A 26,252-nucleotide genomic window follows, 5' to 3' on the forward strand; every position below is an offset into this window, starting at 1 on the left:
GGTCCCCGCCCCGGGCCGTCGGGACGGGCTGACCAGACGGGCTGGGCCTGCACCGATCGGCGTGCCGGCCCGCCTACTATCGCCAGAACTCCAACCCTCCAGGGAGCCTCGTCATGAGCGATATCGAGTTCCGGGTCGACAAGGCCTTCTCCAGCGCTGTGGAGCAGCAGCTGGACGAACAGCGAGAGATCCGTCGGCTGGTCTCCCGGGTCGACGAGAGCCTGATCGCGCTGTCCGACGGCATGGTCGACCTGTCGGGACAGCTGTCCGCGGCCACCGACCGGCCCGACCGGGCCGCCGTGACGCCCGAGGACCTCGAGCAGGCCCGGCAGGAGCTGGCCGACCACATCACCCGGGTGTCGGACCGCATCGGTGACGTCAGCCGCCAGCTGTCGGAACGACGGGACGACGGCGAGCTGGCCTCGACCCTCTCGGCCACCCGCGCGGACCTGCTGGAGGCCATGGCACGGCTCGAACGGCAGTCCGCCCCCGTCGCCGAGGCCGTCGACGAGAGCCGCCGCGAGGTCGTCGCGGCGTTGCGTCGGATCTCCGATGTGGTGGACGCCAACCGCGACGAGGCCTGGGTCGAGGCGGTCGGCCGGCTCGACGAGGTCATCGGTGCGCTGCGAACCCAGACGGCGGACGATCGGGCGGCCACCGAGCGGTCGGTGGACGAGCTGCGAGCCCGCGCCGAGGACGCGCTGGCGTCGATGGAGTCCGCAGCGGAGGGTCGGCTGGCCGATGCCGCCGAACGCGCCGCCGCCCGCCTGGTCGAGGTGGCCGAGGAGTCCGGTGACCGCAGCGCCACGGCGGTCCAGCAAGCGTCCATCGCGGCCGAACGTGCTGCTGCTGCGGCCTCGGAGGCCGCCGAGCGGGCCGGCGAGGCGGCCGCTGACGCCGCCCGATCCGCCGCTGCAGAGGCCAGCAGCACCATCGAGCAGGCCGCCGCGGCAGCCGCGAGCGCCGCCGAGCGGTCCTCGACCGAGGCCAGGACCGCTGTCGAGCAGGCCGCTGCGGCCGCCAGCAGCGCCGCCGAACGGGCGGCTGAGGAATCGGCGGCTGCTGCAGCGACCGCCGCCGACCGTGCGTCGGCAGCGGCCACGGAGGCCGTGCAGGCCGCCGCACGCGCGGCCGTCGAGGCCAGCGAGACGGCGTCGGCATCCGCCGAGCAGGCCGTCAGCACCGCCGCCGACGGCATGGCCGTCCTCGCCCGGGACCTGACCGACCGCAGCGGCGAAACGGTGGAGGAGGTCCGCGAGATCCACCGGGTGATCGACCTCACCGCCAAGGACATCGCCGAACGGCACGCCGACGTCGCCGACCGGCTGGCCGAGGTGGCGCAGGTGGCCAGCGCGTTGCCGCCGGAGCTGCGCGGCACCCTCGACGACATCGCCGGTCGGCTGACCGCCCTCGTCGAGCAGCAGCGCGGGGACGCCGCGGAGGCGATGGAGCGCATCGCCTCGGGCCGAGGGGCCACTCCCGAAGAGGTCCGTGCCCTCGTCGAGGACCTGACGGCCAGCATGGACCGCGCGGTCAGCGTTCGGTTCGCCGACCTCGTCGACGCCAACGCCGACGCGACCGAGACCATGCGTCGCGCCGCCTCGCGGCTGGAGGACATCGCCGGGTCCAGCGCGGCCCGGCTGGAGGACGTCAGCGCCACCAGCGCCGAGCGGTTGCACGAGCTCGTCGATGCCGTCGCCGAACGCACCGAGGCCACGACGTCCCGCAGCGTGGACCTTGTCCGCGAGGCCACCGAGGCCAACGCCCTGCGCACCGAGGCCGCGGTCGAGCAGGCGGTGTCGTCGCTGCTGGAGGCCCAGACCACCGGTTCTCGCGAGATGCGGACCGCAGCCGAGGCCCTGACCGCGTCCGCCCGGACTCTCGAGCCGACGGTCGGCGCGGCGCTGGAGGACCTGCGGACCGCGCTGCTTGCCCGCACCGACGGTGACCGCGACCAGGTCGAGGAGGCCATGGCCGCCCTGGCCGAGGCCTCCGCCGCCGCCCGCGACGGGGTGCTGAGCGCCGTCGGCCGGGCCACCGCCCGGCTGGCCGAAGCGCAGGCCGAAGGAATCGGGCAGCTGTCCGCCGTCACCGACGACCTGGGCCGGCTTCCCGAGGCGATCACCCCACCGGTGCTCGAGGCCGTCGAGCAGATGCAGGCCGGGGTCCGTGCCGCCATCCAGGAGCTGACCGAGGCGTCGGCCGAGGCCACCCGCCTGGCCCGGGCCGACCTCGAGGGGGGCGTGGCCTCGTTGCACAGCACCCTCGAGCAACGCATCACGGAGGCAGGCGGTGAGGTGGCGAGCTCGTGGAGCCGGCTCGTCTCGGCCCAGGCCGACAGCGCCAGTCACCTCGAGGGTGCCGCGTCCAGCCTGCAGCAGGTCGCCGACCAGCTCGAGCCCGGGGTCCGTGCTGCCCTCGACGATGTCAAGACCACCCTGCTGGCCACGTCCGCGTCCGACCGAGACCGGACCGACCGGGCCCTGGGAATGCTGACCGAGGCGTCGGAGCATGCGGCGGGCCGCGTCCACCAGGCCGTCGACGGTGTTGCCGGGTCCCTCCGCGATGCGGCGGACGACGCCGCGACCAGGCTGCTGGGCGCCCAGACCGAGGGCTTGGACGCCCTCCAGGCTGCGGTCCAGGAGCTGAGCGGCGTCAGCAGCCAGATCCCCGGCGTGATGGGGGAGACCCGAACGGGCCTGCTGGACGCACTGTCGGAGGCCCGCGCCGAGATCGACGCGCTGCTCACCCGAGCCGACGAGGCCGCCGAACGTCGCGTGGCCGCGTTGTTCAGCCAAGCATCCGACGCCATGGCCGAGCAGCTGGAGGCCCACGAACGCGCCCTGTCCGCGCGGGCGGCCGAGGTCGTGGACGCCACGGCGGGCGTCGTCCCGGGTGTCGAGGCGCTCGTGGAACGCCTGCAGCGCGAGGTCGCCGGGGTTGCCACGACCGTCCTCGGTGACCTGCAGGCCCCGCTGGCCGAAGCCGGGCGGGTCGCCGACGCAATGGAGCCCGCGCTGGCGCGGCTGGTCGAGGAGTTCCGCGAGGCCCTCACCGCCGAGGCCGAGCAGCACATCGTGCGGGGCGAGCAGGCCAGCACCACCCTGGTCGAGACCGCCGGCACCCTGAACCGGGCCGTCGAGTCCGTCCGCACCGACATCCACGACCAGCTCGAGACCACCAAGGCGGTTGTGGTCGAGAGCGCCCAGACCTACCGCGTGGCCCAGGACCGCGGTGCCGAGGAGCTCCGAGCGGCCGCGGCGGCAATCGGTGAGGTCACCGAGCGCCTCCAGCCGGAGGTGGCCGCGATCGTGGAGGACCTGCGTGGCAACCTCCTGCGCGAGGCCGCTGCCGAGCGCACTCGCGCCGACGCCGGCCTCGGCATGCTCCGGGAGAGCATCGCGGGCACCATCGGCTCGCTCCAGGAGGAGCTGGCCGAGACCCGCATGTCGGCCTCCGGCGCCGCGACGGAGCTCGGCGAGGCAACCCAACGGGCCCGAGCCGCCATCGACGAAGGACTCGTCGGTGTCCGTGAGTCGCTGGCCACGGAGATGGAGGGACACCTCGCGGCGCTGTCGGAGCGGCTGTCGGCCGCAGGGACCGACACGGCCGCCCAGACCGAGGCGCTGCGCGACACGGCAGACCGCATGGTCACCGGTGTCGACCAGGCGCTGGCCGGTCTGGCCGAGGCCCTGCAGACGTCGCTGGACCGCACCCAGGAGCGGATGGCCGAGCTCCAGGCGCAGACCAACGCCGCGGCCGAAACGTTGGTCGAGCGGCTGGAGGGGAGCGGAACCGGGATCGCCTCGGAGCTCGCCACCCGGGTCGACGACGCCACCGCACGCGTGGACGAGGCCAGCATCCGTGCCGATCGTGCGGCCCAGGCCAGCAGCAAGGCCAGCGAGGACCTCGTCGCGATCGGGGCCGAGGTCGTCAGCGCGGTCCAGTCCGCCGCCGGGGACGTGACCGCGCGCCTCGGGGCGTCCGGGGAGAGCTTCGGAACGGCGGTCGAGGGGCTCCAGGCGCTCGTGGACGGCCTGACGGGTGAGGTGCGCACGCAGGTCCAGCTGCTCGGAGAGGCCGCCGAGACGACGGCGACACGCAGCACCGGGGCCGCCGAGGCCGTCGTCGCGCAGCTGTCCAGCAGCGAGGTGACGGTCAGGGAGCAGCTCGCGCAGCTGCAGGACCTGCTGAGCCGGGTCCCCGCCGCGGTGGAGGAGTCGCTCGGCCGGGTCACCCAGACGCTGGCCGGACAGGGCAAGACGCTGGAGACGCGTGTCGAGCACCTCGCCGCCCGCGATCAGGAGACCGTCGATCGGGTCGATGTCCTCGTGCAGGACGTCACCGGCCGGCTGACCGAGGAGTTCGGTGCAGCCCGGGATGCCATCCGTGAGACGGCCGCCCTGGAGACCGAACGCACGACGACGACCGCTGCGGCCGTCGAGGCCCAGCTCGAGCGGCTCATGGGCGAGGTGGGGGAGCAGGTGATGCAGCTCACCGACCACGTCCGCGAGCAGATCAGCTCGCGCTCCGCCGGGGACCGTGCGCTCGAGGAGCGGCTCGAGGCGCTCGGTGGACGCCTGACCACGCACATGGAGGCGCTCGAGTCCAGCGTCGCCGAGCAGGCGGCGATGGCGTCGGATCGTGTGCAGCGCGAGGACGCGCGCCTGGCCGAGCTGACCGAACAGATCGAGGGGTCGGTGCGTGCGGTGCCTGCCGACGTCGCCCGTTCCGTGCGCGAGATCGACACGTTCGTCCGTGACCGCCTGGACGAGCAGCGGCGCCTGACGGGCGGCGGGTTCGCCGAGGTCACCGCCGCCCTCGAGGTCATCCGCGCAGAGATCGCTGAGTCGTCCAGGACCGGTGGTGCCACACCTCCAGCGGTGTTCGACAGCGAGCAGTCGCCGATCGCGGCACTGATCGCTGGCATGGAGAAGCGGCTCCTCGAGGCGATGCGCGAAACCGCATCCCTCCCGGGGGCCCGGGACGTGTCGGACACGTCGGTGGAGGAAGCCATCACCCGCGTGGCCACCGCCGCGGAGGCCAGGGTGGACGCGGTCCTGCGTCGGCTGAACGGTGTCGTGGCCAAGCTCGACCAGGTCGAGGTCGCCGCCGGCAGCGGGGGGCTGGACCCGAGCGTGGTGGAGGAGCTGCGACAGGCCGTCGCCGCCGACACCGGCACGGTGCTGGAGACCGTGTCCGCCCGTGCCGAGCAGGTCCTCGACGGTGTGGCGTCACGGGCGGAGGGTGTACTCGGCAGGCTCGACGAGGCCGAGTCGGCCCTGCGGGCATCCCTGACCGACGCGTTCCAGCACGTCCAGCTCGATGGCCTGGGCCGGCTGGACGAGGCCACGTCGCGCCTCATCGCCCTCGGCCCACGCCTGGAACGGCAGACCAACGGCCGGCTCGACGAGGTCGTGGACCGCGTCGTGACCGCCGTCGCCGACGTGGGCGAGGCCCTCGGCCGGGTCGAGCAGGTCGACCAACGCGTCGGTGAGACGGTCCGTCGTGCCCTCGAGGATGCGCGACGGGCTGCTGCGGACACCGTCGTGCCCACCGCCGCCGCCGAGGCGGACCCGGAGCTGGCGCGCGCGGTCACCGATGCGATGCACCAGCTCCGCGGCCGAATCGACGCGCTGCAGGCCAGCGTGCTGGAGCAGGCCGAGTCCATGTCGGGCACCCGACGGGAGCGAGAGACCGCGCTGGCCGCCCTGTCGGACCGCATGACGGAGCTGATGGAACGTGTCGACCGGGTCGCGAATCGACCTGCGGCACCGAACACGGCCCCGATGGCGCCACCGGCCGCAGGCACGGGCACGAACACGGTGTGCCCCGACTGTGGCTTCGTCGCACGCACACCCCCCGGGCTCGCTGCCCATCGCCGCACCTGCACCGCCGGGGACTGACCCTCCCGCCACCCCCGGCCGCACTCGCGCCCACGACGTCTCGTCGTCGGGCGCAGGCGGCGTTTACCACACGACTGCGCCGTCGGGGTTGACGTTCCGCGCCGTACCGGACAGAATTGCACACGTGTAGTTACACGTCCGTGGCTCTGCTGAACAACTGGTGGGTCGTGGGCGTGATCCCCCGACCGGCGAAGGACGAAAGAGGCAGACATGATCGGCATCGAACAGCTGCCATGGGCGGACGACGCCAAGTGCCTTCAGGCCGAACCCGACACCTTCTTCCCCGAGAAGGGTGGGTCGACGCGAGAGGCCAAGCGGATCTGCCAGATGTGCACCGTGAAGCCCGAGTGCCTCGAGTACGCGCTGGCCAACGAGGAACGCTTCGGCATCTGGGGCGGAATGAGTGAACGGGAACGTCGCAAGCTCAAGCGACTGGCCTCCTGACCACGTCAGGGCTACCGCTGCCCCGGGGGGTGCGTCGATAGCCTGACCCTTCGACGCACCCTTTCTCCGGGGCGTCACCGACGTTGATGTCCACCCCCACCCCCACCCCCCCGTCCGACAGCGAGCCCCTGCGCTCGCCGGCGCCGCCGCGCCCGGATCCAGTCCGGCGCCCCGAGGGTCCCCCGAAGGTCCTTGCGGTCCTCGTGGCGCATGACGGCGCGGAATGGGTGCTCGGGGCGCTGCGCACGTTGCGGGCCCAGGGGTATCCCAACCTCGACGTGATCGCCGTCGACAACGCATCGACCGACACCAGCGGTGAGCTGCTTCGCCGTCGGCTTCCCGAGGACCGGGTCGTCACGATGGAGCGCAACCAGGGCTTCGGTCGGGCCGTCGTGGCCGCGCTGCGCGCCACCGAGGACGAGGACATCGACTACGTCCTGCTGGTGCACGACGACATGGCCCTGATGCCCGACGCCGTCCAGTGGTTGGTCGGTGCGATGGAGGAGGACCCCTCCCTCGCGATCGTGGGGCCCAAGCTGCGCGAATGGGCTGACGACCCGTTGCTGCAGCAGGTCGGCATGAGCGCCGACGCCTTCGGTCGGGCCGAGGACCGCCTCGATGCCGACGAGCTGGACCAGGGCCAGCACGACTCCCGTGGCGACGTGCTGTGGGTGTCCTCCGCCGGCATGCTGCTGCGCCGCGACGCGCTCGCCACCCTGGGTGGCTTCGATTCCCGCTTCGACCAGTTCCGCGACGACATGGACCTGTGCTGGCGGGCGTGGGTGACCGGTCGGCGTGTTGCCGTCGTCCCGTCTGCCGTGGGGTACCACCTGGCGGCATCTGCCCATCACGTCAAGGGCCGCCGCAGCCCGGAGGAGGCGCGCTACCGCATCGAGCGGCACACGCTCGCCTCGATGCTGAAGAACTACTCGGGCCGTCGCCTGGCGTGGGTCCTGCCACTCGGCGCGCTGATCGACGTCCTGCGCATCCTCGGCCTCGTGCTGTCCCGGCGCTTCGCCGAGGGCTTCGCGATGGTCCGCGCCTACCTGTGGAACCTGGCGCAGCTGCCGGCGACGCTTCGCCGCCGCCGTGCCGTGCAGGCCGCGCGCCGCCAGCCCGACTCGCGCTTGTCCAGCCTGTTCACGCCGGGCCTGCCGCGCCTGCGCCGCTACGGCGAGTCGATCATGGAGCTTGCCTCCGGCGACTCGACCCAAGCCCTTGTCGATGCCGACGACGTCACGGTCGCGCGAGTCGACCCCCTGGCCGACCAACCCGTCCAACGGTTCCTGCGTGACCGGCCGTTGGTCCTGCTGGGCATCCCCCTGCTGCTGGCCTTCCTCGTGTCCCTCAGCGGATTCCTGGGCGAGGGTCAGCTGGTCGGCGGCGAGATCTCGCCCTGGCCCGAGGATGCGACGGCCTTCCTGCAGTCCTACCTCAGCCCGTGGGGTGGCGAGCCGCTGGCGTCTGCGTCCTTCCCGTCTCCGGTCCAGGCGGTCCTGGGGATCCTCTCCACCCTGCTCGGCAGCGCCTGGCTGGCCCAACGGGTGCTCGTCTTCGGGTTGATCCCGCTGGCGTTCGTCGTCACCCTGCGCGCCGGCCGGCTGGTGACCAGCCGCCCGTGGCCGCGCGTCATCGGCGCCGCCGTGTACGTGACCTCCCCGGTCGTGCTCGGCTCGCTCGGCGAGGGCCGCTACGGCGTGGCGGTCGTGTCGACGCTGCTGCCCGGGATCGTCTCGCTGGTCATCCGCGCGACCGACCCCTCGACGAACCGCGGTGTGGCGTGGCGCAGCACGGCGCTGCTGTCCCTCGCCGTCCTCCTGGCCCTCGGCTCGGCGCCCGTCGAGGGATTGCTGGCGCCGGCAGTGGTGCTCGTCGGCATGGTGGTCGCGTTGCTGCGCGGCTGGATCCGACCGTTGCTCCGCTTGGCCGTGGGTGGCGCCAGCGCCGTCGTCATGCTCGCACCCTGGCTGTTCGACGTCATCCGTGACGGAGGACCCTCCGGGGGGACGCTGGCCACCGACGGCGGGCCTCCCGCCATCCTCGGGCTGCCGCTGTGGCAGGCGATCGTGGGTCAGCCCCGCATCGTCGACGGACTCGACGGAGCCCTCGGCTGGACCATGCTCGCCATCCCCGGCGCCATCCTGCTCGGCGCCCTCGTCGTCGGGATGCGGGCCCGTCCGCTGATCACCGGGGCGCTCGTCCTGCTGGTCGTCACCTCCGGGGCCGCGGGCTGGGCCGCGTCGTTCTACCGGTTGCCCCTCGTCTGGCCGCCGGCCCTCCTGCTGCCCGGCGCAGTGGCCCTGGCCGTCCTGGCCATGATCGTTGCCCGGTGGTCCACGGAGACCCTGCTCGCAAGCGACTTCGGCGCGGGCCAGGTCGGCACGGGTGTTGCCGCGATGGGCATCGCCGTCGGTCTGGTCGCCGGCATCGTCCTGCTGGCAGGCGGCCCCTGGATCGAGCTGCGCCAGGACCCCCAGCTGCTGCCGGCGTTCATCGGCGCCGACGTCGACCAGCTGGGCGAGTACCGCGTCCTGCTGCTGGACCGGGCCGAGGACGGCACCGTGCGCTGGGAGGTCACGGGCGCACAGGGGCCGACGATGGTGTCCTTCGGCACCATCCGCAACGAATCGCTGACCCGCCTGCTCGACACCACCGTCACCCAGGCTGTTGCGGGCGTCGGCGACTCGCCCGGGGCCGTGCTGGGCCTGCTCAACGTTCGCTACGTGGTGCTGCTGGCCCCCGATGCGGAGATCCAGGCCTCCCTCGCCGGCCAACGCGCCCTCGAGCCCCTGCCGTCCACCGCCGCGGTCGCCTATCGCGTCAGCAGCTGGCTGCCCCGCGCCAGCGTCGTGCCGGATCCCGCCGCCTCCCAGCTGCTGGCCTCCGGCCTGCCCAGCTTCGGGAACCGCACCGCCGAGGGTGCCCTCGTGCACGTCGGACCCGGTGAGTACAGCGGTGGCACCGGTGGTGCCACCGACGGCCTGCTGGTCCTCTCCGAGGCCGACTCGGGGTCGTGGCGTGCCGCGGACGCCGGCGGCGAGCTCGAACGCGTCGAGCTGCCCCCCGTCACCGCGTTCCGCGTCGACAACAGCGCCGAGGACCGGTTCCGGGTCGTCGCGGCCGGGGGCCTCCGGCGCCGGGCCGTCGTGGCCGTGCAGCTGCTGGTCGCGCTCGGCGTGATCTCCCTGGCGCTGCGTCCGCCGGGCCGTCGTGAGGACGACGAGCCGGTCGCCACCATGCCGACCGAGCTGGTCGGACTGGCCGACACCACCACCGTGATCCCCCGCATCGACCCCAACGCCCCGCCACCCGGCACGACCGACGGCTCGACCCGAGGGGGTGCCCGATGAGCGACCTGGACCGTCCCCGTGGCCGCAAGCGCGGTGTGGCGCTGCTGCTCGCCTCGATCCTGGTCGTCGTCGGCAGCGTCGCGGCCAGCCAGACAACGACCTCGCGCGAGCTCGAGGCTCCCTCGCCGACCGCGGTGGACGTGGCGACCACCGGCACGGCCTACTGCCCGATCACCGCGGAGGAGGGAAGCGGTGCAGCCCTGGTGTTGTCCTCGGCCAGCGAGATCGACAGCGAGGTGGCGATCACCCGGTACGTCGACGGTGCGCCCGTCGTCGAGCCGCCCAGCCTGCTGCAGGCCGGCACGTCGGCCACGCTGCCGATCCCCGCGGCGCAGCTCGGCCAGCCCCTCACCGTCAGCTGGCGAGGCGGGCCGATGGTGGCCAGCTACCAGCTGACCGACGGCGAGGAAGTGGCCGTGTCCGGCTGCGCGACCAGCCCCGCGTCGCAGTGGCACCTGACGGGCTTCGACACCAGCCTCGGTTCGGAGTCGTTGCTGCACCTAATGAACCCCTTCGACCAGGACGCGCTGGTCAGCCTGCAGTTCGGCACCGCCGAAGGTCGTGTCGAGCTGGTGATCGCCGACGAGCTCCTCGTGCCGGCTGGGTCCTCGGAGGTCCTGGACCTGGCCCAGTTCCGTCCCGAGGCCCCCGACCTGGCCGTGACCGTGACCAGCCGCGCCGGTCGTGTCGTCCCGCAGGGACAGGTCCGCCTGGCCCCGCCCGCGGAGAACGTCGAGGGGCCCACCGGCACCGCGCTCATCGAAGCGGTCTCCCGTGCCGACGAGGACATCGCGGTGGCCGAGGCAACCAGCGACGACGTCACCACCTCGTGGCTGACCGTCTACAACCCGGGCACCCGCGCAGCCGCCGTCCAGCTGCAGGTGTCGACCCCGCTGGGTGACGCGGCATCCCTGGCGTCGGAGACGACCGTCCCCGCTGGTGGCACGACCCGGATCGACCTCCACGGCCTGTCGGCCCTGCCGCGGTTCGGCGTGCGCCTGACCAGCGTCAACGGCGTCGGCGTCGTGGCGACCCGTACCTCGGCGATCGAGGACGTCCAGCGGACCGGGGTCGCGGTTGCCTCTGCGGTGCCGGCGGCGGCGGTCGGCTGGACCGTGTCCGGGGGACAGGCGGCGAGCTCCACGGTGACCCTCTACAACCCCGGGGCAGAGGTGGCCACGGCCAACGTGCAGGTGGCCGGAGGGATGCCCGAGACGTGGACCGCCGTGGCGGTGCCGCCCAACGGGGTGACCTCCCTGTCGTTGTCGGAAGCCACGCCCGAGGGGCCGGCGAGGGTCTCGACGGACCTGCCGCTCGTCGCGGGTGTCGTCAACCTCAGGCCGGAAAGCGCAACGGCGTTCTGGTCGGCCACGGGTGTCGACACCGGTGCGCTGCTGGGTGGTGGTCAGGCGGTCGCCGCCCAGCGTGACCCGGGCCTCACCTCGATCCCGGCGATCTCCGCGACGGCCACGCCCACCCCGGAGGTCGTCGACGAAACCGGCGGCGCCGAGGGTGGGGTCGGCTCGGAGGCCGAGGACGTCGGACCGAGCGTGACCCCCGTGCCCCTGCCCGACATCACTCCGCCGGTCGTCCCCTCCTCCACCGCCAGCCCAGCGGACAACGGGGCGTCGGAGGCCGACGACGGCGCGGCGCCCACGCCGAGCCCGACCGCGCCGGCACCCACACCGTCCGGCGAACCCAGCGCCAGCCCCACGCCGTTGCCCCCCGGAACCAGCGAGGAGGAGGGCAGCCTCTTCGGCAAGGTCCGCCGCGGCCACCGCCGCCGCCCGACCGACCGCTGACCTGCCGGGGCCCGTCAGCTCGACGGGCCCAGTCCCAGCGCCTCGCGAACGGCGTCCTCCACCGCCTGGCCCAGCAGGCCCTGCAGCTCCTCACGGGTCGAGGCCCGCAGCTCGATCGGGCGGCGGTGGACCGTCAGCCGTGCCGGTGTGTCGTCCCGAGCCAACCCGACGCGGGCCAACGGCACGTCACCCGAGGGGCGCACCTCCTCCAACGACCGTCGGGAGGGGACGTCGGTGACCACCAGCTCGACGGGGTCGAGGTGGGCACGGAGGTCGCCCGGCAGCGCGGCGACGGCCCCACGCACCAGCACGAGGAACCGTGCCGTGCTGGCCGTGCGGAAGCCATCGGTCGGTCGGTGTCGCAGGTCGTTGTCGGCACGGGTGCCCCGGCCGCGCCGGTCTCGGTTGCTCATGTCCGACAGTGATACTGCATCGGCTCGACTTCACCCGCTCGATGCGGTAGGTCATCCCGGGCGCAAATACGAGGATCCGGCGCCTCGAGGTCGTACGGTCGAGGACATGGCCGACATGCGTTCGTGCATCAAGACCGGTTGTCGCTGGCCCGCCGCCGCGACGCTGAGTTACCGCTACGCCTCCGCCGAGGTCTGGTTGTCCGACCTCGGTGACGACCATCCGGCCACCCACGACCTCTGCCCCCATCATGCGGACTGCCTGACCGTGCCCAAGGGCTGGACCCTGGTGGACACGCGCCAGCCCGTCGAGGCGCCCAAGGAGCCATCGGCCGCCGAGATCGTCGAGCGGGCCACCCGGCTGCGCGAGGGTGTCCGCAGCATGCTGCAGGCCGCGCCCCCGGAACCGCCGAGGCCGCCGTCGCGGTACGACGCGCTGCTCGACGACCTGCCCTCCTATGCACCGGAGGACGAGGGCGACGGGGAACGGATCGGGGAGCACGGCCGGGAATCCGTGGACGCCCACGATGACGACGACCGTCCCTCCCGCACCCTGACCCGTGTCGCCCACGAGCTGGCCCCGGTCATCCGCGAGATGGCCGCAGACCTCTCGGGCACCGTCGTCGGGACGCTGGAGATCGACCTGGAGGACCGTCCGGGCCCGCAGCGCGACGATCAGCACCGGGACCAGGAACGTGACGACACCGTCACGAACGACACCGTCACGAACGACACCGTCACGAGCGACGCCATCACGAACGACACCGGGGTCAGCGAGGCGGTCAGCGGGACGGTCGCACCCGAGGACGCTGCAGTCGTGCCGCCCGCCCCGCAGCCGGCCCGCCGCGAGGCCGTCGTCGTCCAGCTGCCCCTCCGGACGATGGACTCAAGTGTTGATTGAGGGCAACGTGACTTCTTGTCCCAGTCTCAGAAAGACTGTGGTCACGGTTTCTCGAATGGGTGGGTGAGTGGATGGGGTTGTCTCGCAGTCTCGTGGCCGACGTGCGGCGGTTGCCGGAGCCCGAGCTCCGGCAGCTCCTGATCCTCGCCAGGGGCTTGCTGCTGGACAGCGAGTCGCCGGTGGTGGAGATCGACGACGTGCCCGGCATGCCGTCGGTGCAGTACCGACAGAAGCTGGTGCGCTGCAACAAGGACGCCTGCGCCACCTGCCCACACGGGCCGTACTGGTACGCCCACTGGCACGAGGAAGGGCGCAAGCGCAGCCAGTACATCGGCAGCGAGCTTCCCGGCCAGGTCCGCAGGAAGCTCGAGGCGCTCGACGCCGAGCGTGATGGGCAGCCCGACGGGCCGGCGCCCGACGACGACGGCGGGCGCCCGCCCCTCCGCCTGCTCTGACACACCGCGACGAGCGGTCGGGGCAGCGGGAACGGGAGGGCGTGACTAGCCCTGCTGTGCCCTCGGATCTGGCCACGACGAGCCATGGCGAAGGTGTGGCTGCCTGCCGATGGTTCGAGTAGAGCGGAATCGACTCGGAAGGCGAACCGCCATGACAAGCCACATCTCGTGCCCCAACTGCACCAGCACCGACCTGCTGAGCGTTGCGCTGGCCCCCAAGGATCGTCCGATGCAGTTCCACACCTGCCGCCACTGCGAGCAGCGCTGGTGGGAGGACGTCGCCGAGGGTGCCGACGTCGGACTCGACGTCGTCATCGCGGAGCTGAGCAGCTAGCCCAGCCCTTGGCGCGGCGTGTTTTCGCCGCCCCTGACCCAGGCCTCCGGCGCCCGACCCAGTGGGTCCGGCGCCGGCCCCAACTCCAGGACTGGCCCAACGCCAGGACCGGACCCGACTTCAGGACCGGCGGGGGTCAGCCGGCGTCCGGGTCGGGCAACAGCTTGCCCGGGTTGAGGATGCCGGTCGGATCCAGCGTGTCCTTGAGGCTGCGCAGCATCGCCACCCCCAGCGACCCGACCTCGTCGGTCATCCAGCGACGGTGGTCCGTGCCGACGGCATGGTGGTGGGTGATCGTGCCGCCCGCACCGATGATCGCATCACCCGCGGCCTGCTTCGCCGCCTGCCACTGCTCCAGCTCCCGGCCGACGTCCTGGCGGGCGATCCACGTGAAGTACAGCGAGCAGCCGCTCTCGTAGACGTGTGAGATGTGGCACATCACGATCGGCGGCGTGCCCAGGCCGGTCAGGGTGTCGGTCAGCGCGTCCCGGACTGCCGTGTACAGCGTCGGGATCCGCGACCACGTCGTTGACGTCTCGAGGGTCTCCACGAACACGCCCCGGTCCATGAGGTCGTCCCGCAGGTAGGGGCCGCTGAAGCGCCCGTGCGCCCAGGCCTCGCCGGGCTTGGCACCGAGCCTGAGCAGCCCGTGCTCGCGAAGGATGCGTGTGGCCGCCGCGCGGCGCAGGGCGATGCCGTCGCTCCGCCCGCTCCAGCCGAGGATGACCAGGCACCCCTCGCCGTAGCCACGCAGCTTCAGGTAGCCGCGGAACCCGCTGCCCTTCAGCCCCTCGGTCTGCTGCAGGAACACCCGGGTCTCGTCCTCGTCGGACAACCGGCAGACGTCGGGAGCGGCGTCGGACTGCACCAGCTCACGCAACACCTCGGCGCCTGCGGCGAACGACGGCGCGGCCCAGGCCTCGTGGACCTCCTGCTCCGGTGCGTGGTGGACCCGCAGCGTGGCCTCGGTGATCACCCCGAGCAGGCCCTCGGACCCCACGACGGCGTGGCGCAGGTCCGGGCCGGCCGCGGTTGCGGGCGCGCGGCCGAACGACAGCTCGCCGGCCGGGGTCGCCAGCCGCACGGCGTGCACCTTCTCGTCGATCCGGCCGTAGCCGCTGGACGCCTGTCCAGCCGAGCGCGTGGCGACGTAGCCGCCGATGGAGGCGTACACGTAGCTCTGCGGGAAGTGTCCCAGCGTGTAGCCGCGGCGGCGCAGGGCTGCCTCGGCCTCGGGTCCGCGCATGCCCGGCTCGAACGTCGCCAGCAGCGACTCCTCGTCGATGTCGACGAGCCGATCCATGTGCGACAGGTCGAGGGCGATCAGGCTGTCGAACGGCCCGCGTTCGGGTTCGACGCCGCCGACGACGCTGGTGCCGCCACCGAACGGGACGACGGCGATGCCCGACTCCACGGCCTGCTCGAGCACCGCGGCGACCTCGTCGTGACTGCGGGGGTAGACGATGGCGTCGGGCGCGGCCACGGCATCACCGCGACGGCGGCGAAGCAGGTCGGGGTAGCTCTTGCCGCCGGCGTGCTCGACCCGGGTCCGATGGTCGTCGCGAACGCCCTCCTGGCCGACGATGGCGGTCAGCGCCGCCCGAGTGGTGTCGTCCAGGCGGGACGGGCTGGTGCGCACGTCCTCCAGCGCCACCGGCGGGGTGTGGCGCTCGAGCGGACCGATCCAGCGGGCGAGGTGGGCCTCGGCGCGCGGGGAGAGGCCGGGTCGAAGGGTGGGGTCACCCCACCCCGACCAGGTCATGGGCTGCTCAGCGGGGGTGACGAGGGTGGACGAGTCGTTCATGGTGTCCTACACTTTGACACTTATATATGAAGCGTTCAAGTGTTGATTCGGTGCTCGACGCCACCTACGAGGTGGTGCTCGGCGTGGGCGTCAAGCGAACCACGTTCGCCGACATCGCGCGCGCGGCCGACATGTCCCGGGCCACCCTCTACACCCACTTCGACGACGTGGGGGATGCCGTGGCGTCGTTGTTGACCCGCGAGCTCGTGGGCGTCCTGTCGGCGGCGCTGCAGGCCGCCGAGGACGGTGGCGACGCCCTGGATCGCCTGCTGGCGACCGTCGACACGGGCCTCCGTGCGCTGCCCGAACATCCGCTGGTCAGGAAGGTCCTCGATGTCGACCCCCACGTCCTGCTGCCCTACCTGGTCGACCGCTTCGGTGTCGTGCAGCGAACCGCGCTGCAGGTGCTCGAGGCCCTGGTCGTCGAGGGACAGGACGACGGCAGCATCCGCGACGCCGACCCGACCGTGCTGGCCCACGTGGTGCTCGTGACCGTGCAGTCGTTCCTCGTCTCGCACCGGATCTCCGACAGGGAGGTCGGCGAGGCACCGGCGCGCGATGCCGTCATTGCCCTGCTGCGTGGCGGCCTGGCCGCGACGTCCGTTCCTGCAACGCCGCGCGTGGAGGCGGGCGCGTGACCGCCCCCCTGCCGCCGTCGGCCCTGACCGCCGACCGTCGTGCCGCCGACCTCGCTCGGCTGGCCGACGGATGGCGTCCCGACGTGCTGGTCGTCGGTGCCGGCTTCACGGGTGCCGGCATCGCGCTGGACGCCGCCACGCGTGGCCTGGAGGTGGCGGTGGTCGACCGGGGAGACCTCGCCAACGGCACCTCCCGCTGGTCCTCCAAGCTGGCCCACGGCGGCCTCCGGTACCTCGCGAAGGGCGACGTCGGGCTGGCCCACGAGTCCGCCGTCGAACGCGGGCGGCTGATGGAGCACATCGCCCCGCACCTCACCCGGTCGCTGCCGTTCGTCACCCCCCTCAACGACGGGATGCCGCCCAGCGCCGGGGTCCTGTCGGGCCTCGGCTACGTGGCGGGCAACGCCCTGCGCATCGCCGCGGGGACCAGCAGCCGCACCCTGCCCGGCCCCCGCTGGCTGACCCCGCAGGGGGTACGCGACCGGGTGCCTGCCGTCGGACGGTCCGGCCTGGTCGGCGGCTGGCTGAACACCGACGGCCAGCTGGTCGACGACGCCCGCCTGGTCGTCGCCATCGCCCGCACCGCAGCGGCGTTCGGAGCCGCGGTCCTGACCCGGGTCGCTGCCGTCGAGGCCCACCGGGACCGGGCCGTGCTCGACATCGACGGCAGCCGCGTGGACGTGCGTGCCGGCAGGGTTGTCGTCGCCGCCGGCGCATGGTCGGACACGCTGGACCAACGGGTGCGCCTGCGGCCCAGCCGCGGCGTGCACCTCGTGCTGGACGGGGCGGCCCTGCGAAATCCGACGGCGGCGCTGTCGGCCCCCGTGCCCGGCCACCTGAACCGCTTCGTCTTCGCGCTTCCCCAGCCCGACGGGCGGATCTACCTGGGGCTCACCGACGATCCCGTGGACGGTGACGTACCCGACGAGTCCACGGTGACCCCCGAGGAGCGGGCGTTCCTCCTCGGTGCCATCGAACGTGTCCTCGAGCAGCCGATCGACCCTGCCCACGTCGTCGGCGGGTACGGGGGCTACCGTCCGTTGGTGGCGGGGGAGACCGAGGCCACCTCCGACCTGTCGCGTGCCCACCTGGTGCTCGATGACGGCGACGGACCGCTCACCATCGTCGGCGGCAAGCTGACGACCTACCGGCACATGGCCGCCGACGTCGTCGATCGGCTGACCGACCGTCCGTGCACCACCGCACGCCAACCCCTGGTCGGCGCCCTGCCACGCCGTCGGCTGGACTGGGTTGCGGCACGGGCCTGGTTGGTCGGCCGCTACGGCAGCGAGGCCGAGGTGCTGGAGGACCTGATCGCGGCCGACCCCACCCTCGGCCGACGTGTCCTCGACCACCTTCCCTACCTTCGGGCCGAGCTCGTCTTCGCCGTGCAGCGCGAGGGCGCGACCACCGCTGGCGACCTGATCGACCGCCGAACCCGCATCGGGCTGGTCCCGGCCGACCGCGAGGCCGCCCTGCCGGTGGCGGAGGCGTTGCTCGACCGTTCGGCCGGCTGACCGGCCGCGACCTGCTCAGATCCGTAGGCCCATCATCCACACCGTCGGCGCCTGCTCGCCCAGCCCGTGACCGACCGACAGGTCGACCTCGGCGGTCACCACGAACCCGCGGGCGAGGTAGAAGTCGCGCGACCGGCTGGTGGCGGTCTCCAGCGTCAGCCGCCCACCGTCCGCGGTCGCCAGCGCGATGCACGCGTCCAGCAACGCCGAGCCGATGCCGGTCCCCTGCGCCGTCGGGTCCACCCCGAGGGTGTGCAGCACCCAGCCGGGGTCGGTCGGACGGACCCGGTCCAGCACCGCCTCTGCATCCAGGGTCGGACCGATCCGGCGGCCGTGCAGGCCGATCACGACCTCACCGACCTCCGGCATGTCGGGTGCCTGCGCCCCGGGTGGCATCAGGACCGCGACCCCCTCGACGGGGTCACCGGCGACGAGCACCTTGCCGTACGGCACGCCGACGGTCCGCAGGAACAGGCTCATCAGGGACCGCATGGCGCCCGGGTCGGGCATCGACCATCGCAGCCACGGGTCGTCGGCGAACGCCGCAGCGAGGACGTCGACCACCCGCCGCCCGGCGGAACCCACCTGTCGGACACCCGTGCCGCTCGACATACCGCGTAGCATCCTCCGCCAGATGGACCAACTCAGCCAGATCGTGAAGGCCTACGACATCCGTGGGACCGTACCCGAGCAGATGGACACCGAGCTGACCCACGCGTTGGGTCGCGCCGCCGCCGTGGTGCTCGGTGGCCCCGAGATCGTCGTCGGACGGGACATGCGCCCGAGCGGTCCGGAGCTTGCCGAGGCGTTCATGGCCGGCGTCCGTGCGCAGGGCGTGGGCACCGTCGACATCGGGCTGGCCTCCACCGACCTGCTGTACTACGCCTCCGGTGACATGGGGGTGCCCGGCGTGATGTTCACCGCCAGTCACAACCCTGCGCAGTACAACGGCATGAAGTTCTGCCGCGCCGGGGCCGAACCGGTGGCCCTCGACACGGGCCTGGCGCAGATGCGTGACCTGATCCTCGACGGCACGCTGCCCGAACCGGCGGACGAGCCCGGTGCGCACCGCACCGTCGAGGGCACCATCGACGCGTTCGCCGACCACGTGCGTGGCTTCGTCGACGTCGACGCGCTGCGCCCGCTGAAGGTCGCCGTCGACGCCGGCAACGGCATGGCGGGCCTCGTCGTGCCTGCGGTGTTCGACGCCCTGCCCTTCGAGGTCGTCCCGCTGTACTTCGAGCTCGACGGCACGTTCCCCAACCACCCGGCCAACCCGATCGAGCCCGAGAACCTCCTCGACCTGCAGGCCGCAGTGCGTGAACACGGCTGCGACATCGGGTTGGCGTTCGACGGCGACGCCGACCGCATGTTCTGCGTGGACGCCGAGGGCAACGGCGTCTCCCCGTCGCTGGTCACTGCCGTCATCGCCGACACCACCCTGCGCGCCCACCCGGGCGAGACGGTCCTGTACAACCTCATCTGCTCCCGGACGGTCCCCGAGGCGGTCGAGGCCGCGGGCGGCAAGGCCGTTCGCACCCGGGTCGGCCACTCCTACATCAAGCAGGTCATGGCCGAGACCGGCGCGCTGTTCGCCGGTGAGCACTCGGGCCACTACTACTTCGCCGACAACTACCGGGCCGACTCCGGCCTCATCGCCGCGGTCATCCTGCTGCAGGCGCTGTCGGTGTCCGGTGGCACCATGGCCGACCTGGTCGCCCCGTACGACAAGTACGCGGCGTCCGGCGAGATCAACTCCACCGTCGCCGACCAGCAGGCTGCCATCGACGCGGTCCGCGAGCACTTCGGTGACGACGCCGAGATCAGCGACCCCGACGGGATGCTGGTCGAGGCCGACCGCTGGTGGTTCAACCTTCGTCCCTCCAACACCGAGCCGCTGCTGCGGCTCAACGTCGAGGGCGACGACGAGGCCACCATGGCCGAGATCCGTGACCGGGTGCTCGGCATCGTCCGCGGCTGACCAGCCGCCACAATCCACCGACCAACAAGAAGAACCGAGGAGTACCCCCGATGGCCGTCCCCAAGGACCTCGTCGAGCTGCTGCGCTGTCCCTGCGACACCCATGCCGAGATCGAGTACAAGGAACGCCGCCAGGTGATCCTGTGCAACGAGTGCACCGCCGTTTTCCCCGTGCGCGACAACATCCCCGTGATGTTGCTGGAGGAAGCCAAGCCGCCCCGTGGGCAGTCGGAGATCACCACCGGCGACGGCACGATCATCCGGGACAAGTGACCGAACGCGTGACGACCATGGGGGTGGAGGACATGGACCCGGAGTCCGTCGACCCGGAGTCCGTCGATCCGGAGACCGTCGAGCTGGAGTCCGTTGACCTGGACGACATGGACGCGCTGAGCGGGATCGACCCAGTCGACGCGCTCGGTGACGTCGAGACGGCTGCCCAGCAGTGGGCCGACGCACGTGCGCGGTCCGAGGGGGTCCGCGCGCCCCTCGACCTGGTCGACCAGGTCGTCGTGTGCGGCATGGGCGGCAGCGGCATCGTCGCCGACGTCGTGCAGGCCGTCGCCGCGCCCGGCTACGACCTGCCGGTGTTCACCCACAAGGGGCCGGGACTGCCGGCGTGGGTGGGTGCGTCGACCCTCGTCGTCGCCGTGTCCTACTCCGGCAACACCAGCGAGACCCTCGACGCGACCCGTGTCGCCCTGGAGCGTGGCGCGCCGGTCATTGGGATCACCTCGGGCGGCCAGCTCGCCCAGCTGCTCGACGACGCCGACCAGACCGTGGTCGACGTCCCCGGTGGCGGGCAGCCCCGCCACTCGACCGGGTCGTTGCTGGTCCCCGTCCTCGTGGCGCTGGAGCTCGACCGCGACCTGGACGCGGCCATCGACCGCCTGGCTGTGATCGCCGAACGGAACCGACGCGACGTCCCGACCGTCGACAACACCGCCAAGCAGCTGGCCGTGCGGCTCGCGGCCGCCGACGCCGCCATCCCGGCCCTCTACGGCACCCGCGGCATCGGGGAGGTGGCCGCCTACCGGATGCGTTGCCAGCTGGCGGAGAACGCCGAGATGCGATCGACCCACCACGGCCTTCCCGAGCTGTGCCACAACGAGGTCGTCGCGTGGGCCGACACCGCCACGGCCGGGGCGGTCCTGTGGCTGGCGGAGGACCCGGCCGAGCAGCGGCGCATCGACGTCCTGCGCGACCTGTTCGCCGACCGCTTCGCGTGGGAGGAACAGGTCACCGCCGAGGGCGACGGGCCCCTGGAGCGGTTCGCCTCGCTGACCGGCCTGCTCGACCTCGCGAGCGTCTACACCGCGATCGCCCGGCGCATCGACCCCACCCCGGTCGACCCCATCACCGAGATGAAGGAGGCGCTGGCCTGATGCTGCCCGGATCGCCAGAACTGAACGCTGCCACCGACGCCCTTCGCGACCGCCTGGGGGACCGGCGCCCGCGCGTGATGCTGACCCTCGGGTCGGGCCTGGGTGACCTGGCCGACGCCGTCACCGACCGGCTGGAGATCCCCTTCGCCGATGTCGGCCTGCCCGACACGACCGTGCCCGGCCACGCCGGCCGGTTCGTCTCGGGCACCCTCGCCGGCGTGGAGGTGCTGGTCCAGCAGGGCCGCGTGCACCTCTACGAGGGCCTCGGCGTCGACCGTGTCGTCGCCGCCGTCCGTGCCGCCGCTGGGGTCGGGGTCGGCACCTACGTGGCGACCAACGCCGCCGGTGGGATCGTCGACACGCTGAACCCCGGCGACCTGATGGTCATCAACGACCACATCAACGGCAGCGGGCAGAACGCCCTGACCGGCATCGTGCCGCCCCACTTCCTCGACCAGTCCGACGCCTACCGCAGCGACCTCCGGGCGTCCTTCCACGCCGCCGCCAAGGAGGTCGACGTCACCCTCCGCGAGGGCGTCTACGTGGGCCTTGCCGGGCCGACGTACGAGACGAAGGCCGAGGTGGCGATGTACCGCATCGTCGGCGGGCACGCGGTCGGCATGTCCACGGTCAACGAGGTCATCGCCGCCAACGCCGCGGGCATGCAGGTGCTGGGCTGCTCGCTGATCACCAACGTGCACCGGATCGGTGGCACCCCCACCGACCACGAGGAAGTCATGGTCGAGGGACGGGCCGCGGGCCCACGCCTCGGCCGAGTGATCACCGCTTGGTTGCCGACACTTCGCTGACGACGGGTACCCTGCCGGGTCGTGTCCGCTGACTTCCTAGACGACCTCGAGGCGCTGCTCCGCCAGCGCAAGGCCGACCCCCCCGAGGGGTCGTACTCCGCGACGCTGCTGACCGACCCGGTCGCCGTGCAGCGCAAGATCATGGAGGAGGCGTTCGAGGTCTGTCTCGAGCTCGGCGCCGACGACGTGCATCCCGACCGTGCCGCAGAGGAAGCCGCCGACCTGGTCTTCCACCTGATGGCCGGGCTCGTGGGCGCTGGCGTCCCGTGGGAATCCGTCACCGACGTGCTGCGGAACCGTCGTCAGGGGGGCGAACGATGAACGCCCTGTCCACCCAGGGAGCCGCAGAGGCCGGCCTCGCGCGCATCGCCGTGCCCTCCAAGGGCCGCCTGCGCGACGAGGCCCTGCGACTGCTGTCCACCGCCGGGTATCGCGTCTCGGGCCTTCGCGGCGCCGGGTCCATGACCCGTGCCGGGATGCTGGAGCTGATCGAGATGCGTCCTCGGGATGCCGCAGCCGCGCTGGCCGCTGGCGCCCTCGACGGCGCGTTCATCGCCACCGACATCGGCATGGAGTACCAGCTGGAGGGCTTCGAGTGCCGTCCGCTCGGCTACTCCCGCTCCACGCTCATCGTCGCGAGCCGTGACGACGACGGTCGCACCGACCACCGTGACCTCGAGGGTGGCGTCGTCGCGACGCACATGCCGAACCTGACGGAGAAGTTCTTCGCCGACGAGGGCATCGACGTCCGCGTCGTCGCCATGGGCGGGTCGCTGGAGGGGGTCTGCGCGGCGGGCCTCGCCGACGCGATCGTGGACAACACCGAGACCGGCACGTCGCTGCGGCAGAACCGCCTCAAGGTCCTGACCGAGATCAGGGACTGCGAGGCCGAGTTCGTCCACACCGCTGGCCTCGCCGTGCTGGAGGACCTCGACCTGCGCATGGAGGCGGCGCTGGCCGCCCGCCAGGCGCGGTACGTGATGATGCATGTCCCCAAGGACCGCATCGATGACCTGGTCGACATGTTCCACGGCCTGGAATCCCCGACGGTGCTGCCGCTGGCCGGCCGCGACGAGCTCGTCGCCGTGCACTTCGTCGCCAAGAACGAGGAGCTGTGGGCCCGCCTGGCCGACCTCCGCGGCCTGGGCGCCACCGACATCGTCGCCACGCAGCCCGTCGCGCTGCTGGACTAGCCCTCCGCGTGTCGGATTCCGGGCCGCCCGTCGTGATCGCCCGACACGCGTGGGGTCAGCCGGGCTGCCGCGGCCGATCGCGTGTCGGATTCCGGGCCGCCCGTCGTGATCGCCCGACACGCGGGGAGCCCGGCGGCGACCGCGCCGCAGCATGACAACGGCCCCGCCGTCCTGATGGACGACGGGGCCGATGCGTTTCGGGTATGTGCTACTCGAAGGGGGTGACGGTGCCCTCGAAGTCACCCTGCGGGTTCGGGATGCCGGCGTCGGCATCGGCCTGGGTGTAGGGGCGGGCGGCCAGCGAGGAGATGTCGAAGACGTCCGCGCCCAGCTCGACCGTGGTACCGGAGACGGCGTCGCGCATCAGGCTACGGGCCGTGGTCGTGGTGCCGTCGAGGTTCAGCTCACGGACGAACTCCGGGATCGGCATGGACACGGTGCCGCCGTTGACGGTCACGGTCTGACCGGTCGGGTAGGGCTGGGACTCCGCGTGGGTGGACTTGATCTCGAAGCCCAGGCGGTGGCCGGCCTCCATGACCCAGTCACCGGGGTGGGTGGTGAAGGTGTACTCACCGGAGGAGGGGATGCGGTACATGGACCGACCGATCTCCTCCGCCTGGCCGCCGGGCAGCACGTCGTAGAGGACGCCGACGAACTGCGCGTTGGGGACGGTGATGTCGACGTCGATGGTGACCTCGGCCTCACCGGTGATGCGGAACTCCTCGCCAGCGGCGACCTCTTCGGACAGCGTCCAGTAGCCGTTGGACGACATCGTGTCGGTGTAGGTGCCCGCCGCGATCGGCATGTCCAGGTAACGGACGTCGGTGGAGGGGTACTGCGCCTCGGTGCGCCAGTTGCCCAGCTGGTCCTGCGCCTCGACGAGGTTCAGGTCGTTGACCGCGTAGGCGAAGTCCTCGCCGCGGAGGTAGTGGTTCAGCCAGTCCAGCGCCTCTTCGTTCCAGCCGGCGCGGCCGACGACCCAGCCGTCGTGGTCGCCGCGGTCGTAGCCGCCGCCGTTGGCGTCGGAGCCGCGGACGTGGTTCCACTGGCCGAACCAGGCACGGGTGTTCTCGGGGTTGTTGGCGGTCAGCCCGTCGTAGACGCCGAAGACCTGGTCGGGCTTGGTGTTCACGTCGGTGAAGCCGTGGGTGTAGAAGACGGCGACGTCATCGTTGCGGCTGGCGCGGGGGCGCAGATCGCGCTCCTGCCAGAAGTACCAGTCGCGGTCGGGGTTGAGGACCTCGGCGTTCTGCTGGGCCCAGCACGCGGGCGTGTCGACGCCGTTGTTGTTGGGGTTGATCCCGGCGATGCCGGTCACGCTGTGGACCTGCTGGTCCGGGTTGGAGGTGACGGCAGCGATCGAGTTCGGGCTGTAGTCGTACAGCGCGTAGAGGTTGGTGGTGACGTACCAGCCGGCGTCGTGGTGCACACCGTTGACGTAGGCGATGCCGTAGCCGTCGATGATCGGGGCCTGGATGATGGCGGCCTCGAGGTGCGGCGGGTTCTCCGCCAGGCCCATGACCTGGGTCCAGGCGTCGTAGGACTTGCCCCACGTGCCGACCTGGCCGTTGGACCAGTCCTGGGTGCCGGCCCAGGTCACGGCCGCAGCCATGTCCATCTGCTCGCCGTGCCCGCCATAGTCGTTGCACCCACCGGACTCGCCGTAGCCGCGCGAGTCGACCTGCACGACGGCGTAGCCCATCTCGAAGATGTTGGTGTCGCCCTCGCCGTCGTCGTCGGTGTCGAACTCGTACTCGAAGAAGTCCGAGAAGCGGTTGGACCAGTTGGCGTCGTTGGTGATGTCACCGAAGCCGAGGGCCACACCGTCCTGGACGCCGGATCCGAAGTAGGGGCCCATCGAGACGATGACCGGACACCCGGTGGTGCCATCGGCGTTGTCGACGGCATCGCAGCCGTCGGTCGGAAGGGCCACCTCGGCGTGCAGCATGGTGCCGTCGCCGGAGGGGAACCAGGCGTCGGTCACGGTCGAGCCGCGGGGCGAGGGAGCAGCGGTGGCTGATCCGCCGCCAGTCACGCTCAGGCCGGCGGTGATCAGGCTGATGATCAGCAGGGATACGAGTCGAAGCTTCATGGCGGTGGTGTTCGACGTCCACTGCCGCATTCCTGCTGATCGACGACGATTGGGGAGGAGAATCCTCCAGCCGCCTACTCGCCCACGAGCACCAGCTTGCCGAACAGCTCGCCCTCGGCCATCCGCTCGTAGGCCGTGCGCGCCTCGGCGAGGGGATAGGTGTCGTCGACCAGCGGACGGACGCCGCTGGCGGCCATGAACGACAGCAGGTCGCGCAGCTCGGCGCGGGTGCCCATGGTCGAGCCGATGACGCGGATCTGGCGGAAGAACAGGTGGGGCAGGCCAGCGGGGGAGGGGTCACCGGAGGTCATGCCGGCCACGACGACGGTCCCCTGGTTGCGCACCGACTTCAGCGAGTGCTCCCACGTCGCGCGGCCGACCGTCTCCAGCACGCCGTCGACCCGCGCGGGAAGGCGGGCGCCGGACTCGAACGCCTCGTGGGCCCCGAGCTCCACGGCGCGGTCGGCCTTCTCCTGGCTGCGGGACGTCACCCAGATGCGCAGGCCCGCGGCACGGCCGAGCAGGATGGCGGCGGTGCTGACGCCGCCGCCGGCGCCCTGGACCAGCACGGTCTCGCCCGGCCGGAACCCGCCCTGGACGAAGAGCATCCGGTAGGCGGTCAGGTAGGCCACGGGCAGGCACGCGGCCTCGACGAAGGACAGCTCGGCGGGCTTGTCGATCAGGTTGACGCTGGGGACGGCGAGCCGCTCGGCGTGGGTGCCCGGGTGGTGCTCGCTGAACAGGCTGAACCTGACGTTGGGGTCGGTGTCGTTGCCCATGCCGTCGGCGCCAGCGACCACGCCATGGCAGACGACCTCGCGCCCGTCGGCGGTCACACCCGCCGCGTCGCCACCGAGGATCATCGGCAGCTGCTCGGCCTTCAGGCCCACACCCTTGAGTGACCACAGGTCGTGGTGGTTCAGCGCCGCCGCCTTGACCGTGACCAGCTCCCAGCCCGCCGGCACCTCGGGTTCGGGCTGCTCGCCCACCTCCAGGGCGGACAACGGGTCGTCGGGGGAGAAGCGGGCGGCGTAGGCAGACAGCATGGTCGTCACGCTACCCAACCGGCGCGATCGGGGGGGAAAATCGCGCCGGGGCGACGCAGGCCCCGATCGCGCCGAACGAGGTGCGGCCCGGCCGCACACCGCGGGTCCCCTGTCCACAGGCTGCGGCGGAGGAGATGGACGCCCCACAGGGCAACGGGTCAGCATGACGGGGTGCTGCTCGACATC

The 26,252-nt window shown here is 72.2% G+C and carries 20 protein-coding genes; 15 read left to right on the forward strand and 5 right to left on the reverse strand.

All coding sequences use genetic code 11. From position 1 onward, the window contains the following. The first annotated feature begins 113 nt into the window (after positions 1-113). The 4 genes from DVS28_RS04805 (at position 114) to DVS28_RS04820 (ending at position 11,502) form a co-directional block, all read left to right on the forward strand. On the forward strand, positions 114-5,906 hold the full coding sequence (locus DVS28_RS04805; RefSeq protein ID WP_114590450.1) for an apolipoprotein A-IV repeat region-like domain-containing protein: 5,793 nt from the start codon (positions 114-116) through the stop codon (positions 5,904-5,906). A 210-nt stretch (positions 5,907-6,116) separates the two neighbouring features. Continuing rightward, on the forward strand, positions 6,117-6,350 hold the full coding sequence (locus DVS28_RS04810) for a WhiB family transcriptional regulator (protein WP_108664075.1): 234 nt from the start codon (positions 6,117-6,119) through the stop codon (positions 6,348-6,350). Between the two features lie 86 nt (positions 6,351-6,436). Then, entirely contained in the window at positions 6,437-9,700 is a 3,264-nt protein-coding gene (locus DVS28_RS04815) for a glycosyltransferase family 2 protein (protein WP_114590451.1), read from the forward strand. Continuing rightward, positions 9,697-11,502, forward strand: coding sequence for a DUF5719 family protein (locus DVS28_RS04820; protein WP_114590452.1), 1,806 nt, complete (start codon positions 9,697-9,699; stop codon positions 11,500-11,502). The genes DVS28_RS04815 and DVS28_RS04820 overlap by 4 nt, the downstream gene beginning before the upstream one ends. Positions 11,503-11,516: 14 nt before the next feature. On the opposite strand, the gene DVS28_RS04825 is transcribed toward DVS28_RS04820, so the two are convergent. After that, positions 11,517-11,915, reverse strand: a complete 399-nt coding sequence (locus DVS28_RS04825; RefSeq protein ID WP_114590453.1) for a metallopeptidase family protein — start codon at positions 11,913-11,915, stop codon at positions 11,517-11,519. A gap of 106 nt (positions 11,916-12,021) precedes the next feature. On the opposite strand from DVS28_RS04825, the gene DVS28_RS04830 reads away from it, so the two are divergent. From DVS28_RS04830 to DVS28_RS04840, 3 genes are all read left to right on the forward strand, one after another. Next, a complete protein-coding gene (locus DVS28_RS04830) occupies positions 12,022-12,813 on the forward strand; it encodes a DUF3499 family protein (RefSeq protein WP_164709934.1) in 792 nt (263 codons plus the stop codon). A gap of 77 nt (positions 12,814-12,890) precedes the next feature. Continuing rightward, a complete protein-coding gene (locus DVS28_RS04835) occupies positions 12,891-13,268 on the forward strand; it encodes a DUF6788 family protein (protein WP_164709935.1) in 378 nt (125 codons plus the stop codon). A 151-nt stretch (positions 13,269-13,419) separates the two neighbouring features. Further along, positions 13,420-13,602 carry a hypothetical protein gene (locus tag DVS28_RS04840; protein ID WP_114590456.1) on the forward strand — a complete coding sequence of 61 codons (183 nt, stop codon included), beginning with the start codon at positions 13,420-13,422 and terminating at the stop codon, positions 13,600-13,602. 136 nt (positions 13,603-13,738) lie between these two features. On the opposite strand, the gene DVS28_RS04845 is transcribed toward DVS28_RS04840, so the two are convergent. Beyond that, positions 13,739-15,364 carry an FAD-linked oxidase C-terminal domain-containing protein gene (locus DVS28_RS04845; protein WP_114593994.1) on the reverse strand — a complete coding sequence of 542 codons (1,626 nt, stop codon included), beginning with the start codon at positions 15,362-15,364 and terminating at the stop codon, positions 13,739-13,741. Positions 15,365-15,456: 92 nt separating this feature from the next. On the opposite strand from DVS28_RS04845, the gene DVS28_RS04850 reads away from it, so the two are divergent. Further along, positions 15,457-16,044, forward strand: a complete 588-nt coding sequence (locus DVS28_RS04850; protein ID WP_216826399.1) for a TetR/AcrR family transcriptional regulator — start codon at positions 15,457-15,459, stop codon at positions 16,042-16,044. Further along, positions 16,041-17,561, forward strand: coding sequence for a glycerol-3-phosphate dehydrogenase/oxidase (locus DVS28_RS04855; RefSeq protein ID WP_114590458.1), 1,521 nt, complete (start codon positions 16,041-16,043; stop codon positions 17,559-17,561). The genes DVS28_RS04850 and DVS28_RS04855 overlap by 4 nt, the downstream gene beginning before the upstream one ends. A gap of 15 nt (positions 17,562-17,576) precedes the next feature. Here the strand turns inward: DVS28_RS04855 and DVS28_RS04860 are convergent, their stop codons facing one another. Then, on the reverse strand, positions 17,577-18,173 hold the full coding sequence (locus DVS28_RS04860; RefSeq protein ID WP_164709936.1) for a GNAT family N-acetyltransferase: 597 nt from the start codon (positions 18,171-18,173) through the stop codon (positions 17,577-17,579). A gap of 22 nt (positions 18,174-18,195) precedes the next feature. On the opposite strand from DVS28_RS04860, the gene DVS28_RS04865 reads away from it, so the two are divergent. Genes DVS28_RS04865 through hisG form a run of 6 tightly spaced genes read left to right on the forward strand, consistent with a single transcriptional unit; the run spans position 18,196 to position 22,928 of the window. Next, complete coding sequence (locus DVS28_RS04865; protein WP_114590460.1) at positions 18,196-19,542, forward strand: phosphomannomutase/phosphoglucomutase; 1,347 nt, start codon at positions 18,196-18,198, stop codon at positions 19,540-19,542. Between the two features lie 50 nt (positions 19,543-19,592). After that, entirely contained in the window at positions 19,593-19,814 is a 222-nt protein-coding gene (locus DVS28_RS04870) for a Trm112 family protein (RefSeq protein WP_108664086.1), read from the forward strand. Further along, a complete protein-coding gene (locus DVS28_RS04875; protein ID WP_114590461.1) occupies positions 19,811-20,926 on the forward strand; it encodes an SIS domain-containing protein in 1,116 nt (371 codons plus the stop codon). The genes DVS28_RS04870 and DVS28_RS04875 overlap by 4 nt, the downstream gene beginning before the upstream one ends. Continuing rightward, on the forward strand, positions 20,926-21,735 hold the full coding sequence (locus tag DVS28_RS04880) for a purine-nucleoside phosphorylase (RefSeq protein WP_114590462.1): 810 nt from the start codon (positions 20,926-20,928) through the stop codon (positions 21,733-21,735). The genes DVS28_RS04875 and DVS28_RS04880 overlap by 1 nt, the downstream gene beginning before the upstream one ends. A gap of 21 nt (positions 21,736-21,756) precedes the next feature. Further along, the gene (gene hisE, locus DVS28_RS04885; protein WP_114590463.1) at positions 21,757-22,056 is read left to right on the forward strand and encodes a phosphoribosyl-ATP diphosphatase; all 300 of its coding nucleotides are present in this window, start codon (positions 21,757-21,759) and stop codon (positions 22,054-22,056) included. Continuing rightward, positions 22,053-22,928 (forward strand): ATP phosphoribosyltransferase, encoded by an 876-nt coding sequence (hisG, locus tag DVS28_RS04890; RefSeq protein ID WP_114590464.1) that lies wholly within the window; start codon positions 22,053-22,055, stop codon positions 22,926-22,928. Before hisE ends, hisG begins: the two co-directional genes overlap by 4 nt. 208 nt (positions 22,929-23,136) lie before the next feature. Here the strand turns inward: hisG and DVS28_RS04895 are convergent, their stop codons facing one another. Together DVS28_RS04895 and DVS28_RS04900 are read right to left on the reverse strand one after the other, a co-directional pair. Beyond that, positions 23,137-25,020 (reverse strand): CocE/NonD family hydrolase, encoded by a 1,884-nt coding sequence (locus tag DVS28_RS04895; RefSeq protein WP_164709937.1) that lies wholly within the window; start codon positions 25,018-25,020, stop codon positions 23,137-23,139. Positions 25,021-25,094: 74 nt separating this feature from the next. Next, a complete protein-coding gene (locus DVS28_RS04900; RefSeq protein ID WP_114590466.1) occupies positions 25,095-26,066 on the reverse strand; it encodes a zinc-binding dehydrogenase in 972 nt (323 codons plus the stop codon). Positions 26,067-26,252: the final 186 nt, after the last annotated feature.

Source organism: Euzebya pacifica (assembly GCF_003344865.1).
GTDB classification, from domain to species: Bacteria; Actinomycetota; Nitriliruptoria; order Euzebyales; family Euzebyaceae; genus Euzebya; species Euzebya pacifica.

Coding starts and splice junctions, on each gene's coding strand:
- DVS28_RS04860 (WP_164709936.1), bottom strand. CDS start 18,173: ATGTCGAGCGGCACGGGTGTCCGACAGGTGGGTTCCGCCGGGCGGCGG.
- DVS28_RS04865 (WP_114590460.1), top strand. CDS start 18,196: ATGGACCAACTCAGCCAGATCGTGAAGGCCTACGACATCCGTGGGACC.
- DVS28_RS04810 (WP_108664075.1), top strand. CDS start 6,117: ATGATCGGCATCGAACAGCTGCCATGGGCGGACGACGCCAAGTGCCTT.
- DVS28_RS04845 (WP_114593994.1), bottom strand. CDS start 15,364: ATGACCTGGTCGGGGTGGGGTGACCCCACCCTTCGACCCGGCCTCTCC.
- DVS28_RS04880 (WP_114590462.1), top strand. CDS start 20,926: ATGCTGCCCGGATCGCCAGAACTGAACGCTGCCACCGACGCCCTTCGC.
- DVS28_RS04840 (WP_114590456.1), top strand. CDS start 13,420: ATGACAAGCCACATCTCGTGCCCCAACTGCACCAGCACCGACCTGCTG.
- DVS28_RS04895 (WP_164709937.1), bottom strand. CDS start 25,020: ATGAAGCTTCGACTCGTATCCCTGCTGATCATCAGCCTGATCACCGCC.
- DVS28_RS04815 (WP_114590451.1), top strand. CDS start 6,437: ATGTCCACCCCCACCCCCACCCCCCCGTCCGACAGCGAGCCCCTGCGC.
- DVS28_RS04870 (WP_108664086.1), top strand. CDS start 19,593: ATGGCCGTCCCCAAGGACCTCGTCGAGCTGCTGCGCTGTCCCTGCGAC.
- DVS28_RS04900 (WP_114590466.1), bottom strand. CDS start 26,066: ATGCTGTCTGCCTACGCCGCCCGCTTCTCCCCCGACGACCCGTTGTCC.
- DVS28_RS04805 (WP_114590450.1), top strand. CDS start 114: ATGAGCGATATCGAGTTCCGGGTCGACAAGGCCTTCTCCAGCGCTGTG.
- DVS28_RS04825 (WP_114590453.1), bottom strand. CDS start 11,915: ATGAGCAACCGAGACCGGCGCGGCCGGGGCACCCGTGCCGACAACGAC.
- DVS28_RS04820 (WP_114590452.1), top strand. CDS start 9,697: ATGAGCGACCTGGACCGTCCCCGTGGCCGCAAGCGCGGTGTGGCGCTG.
- hisG (WP_114590464.1), top strand. CDS start 22,053: ATGAACGCCCTGTCCACCCAGGGAGCCGCAGAGGCCGGCCTCGCGCGC.
- DVS28_RS04830 (WP_164709934.1), top strand. CDS start 12,022: ATGGCCGACATGCGTTCGTGCATCAAGACCGGTTGTCGCTGGCCCGCC.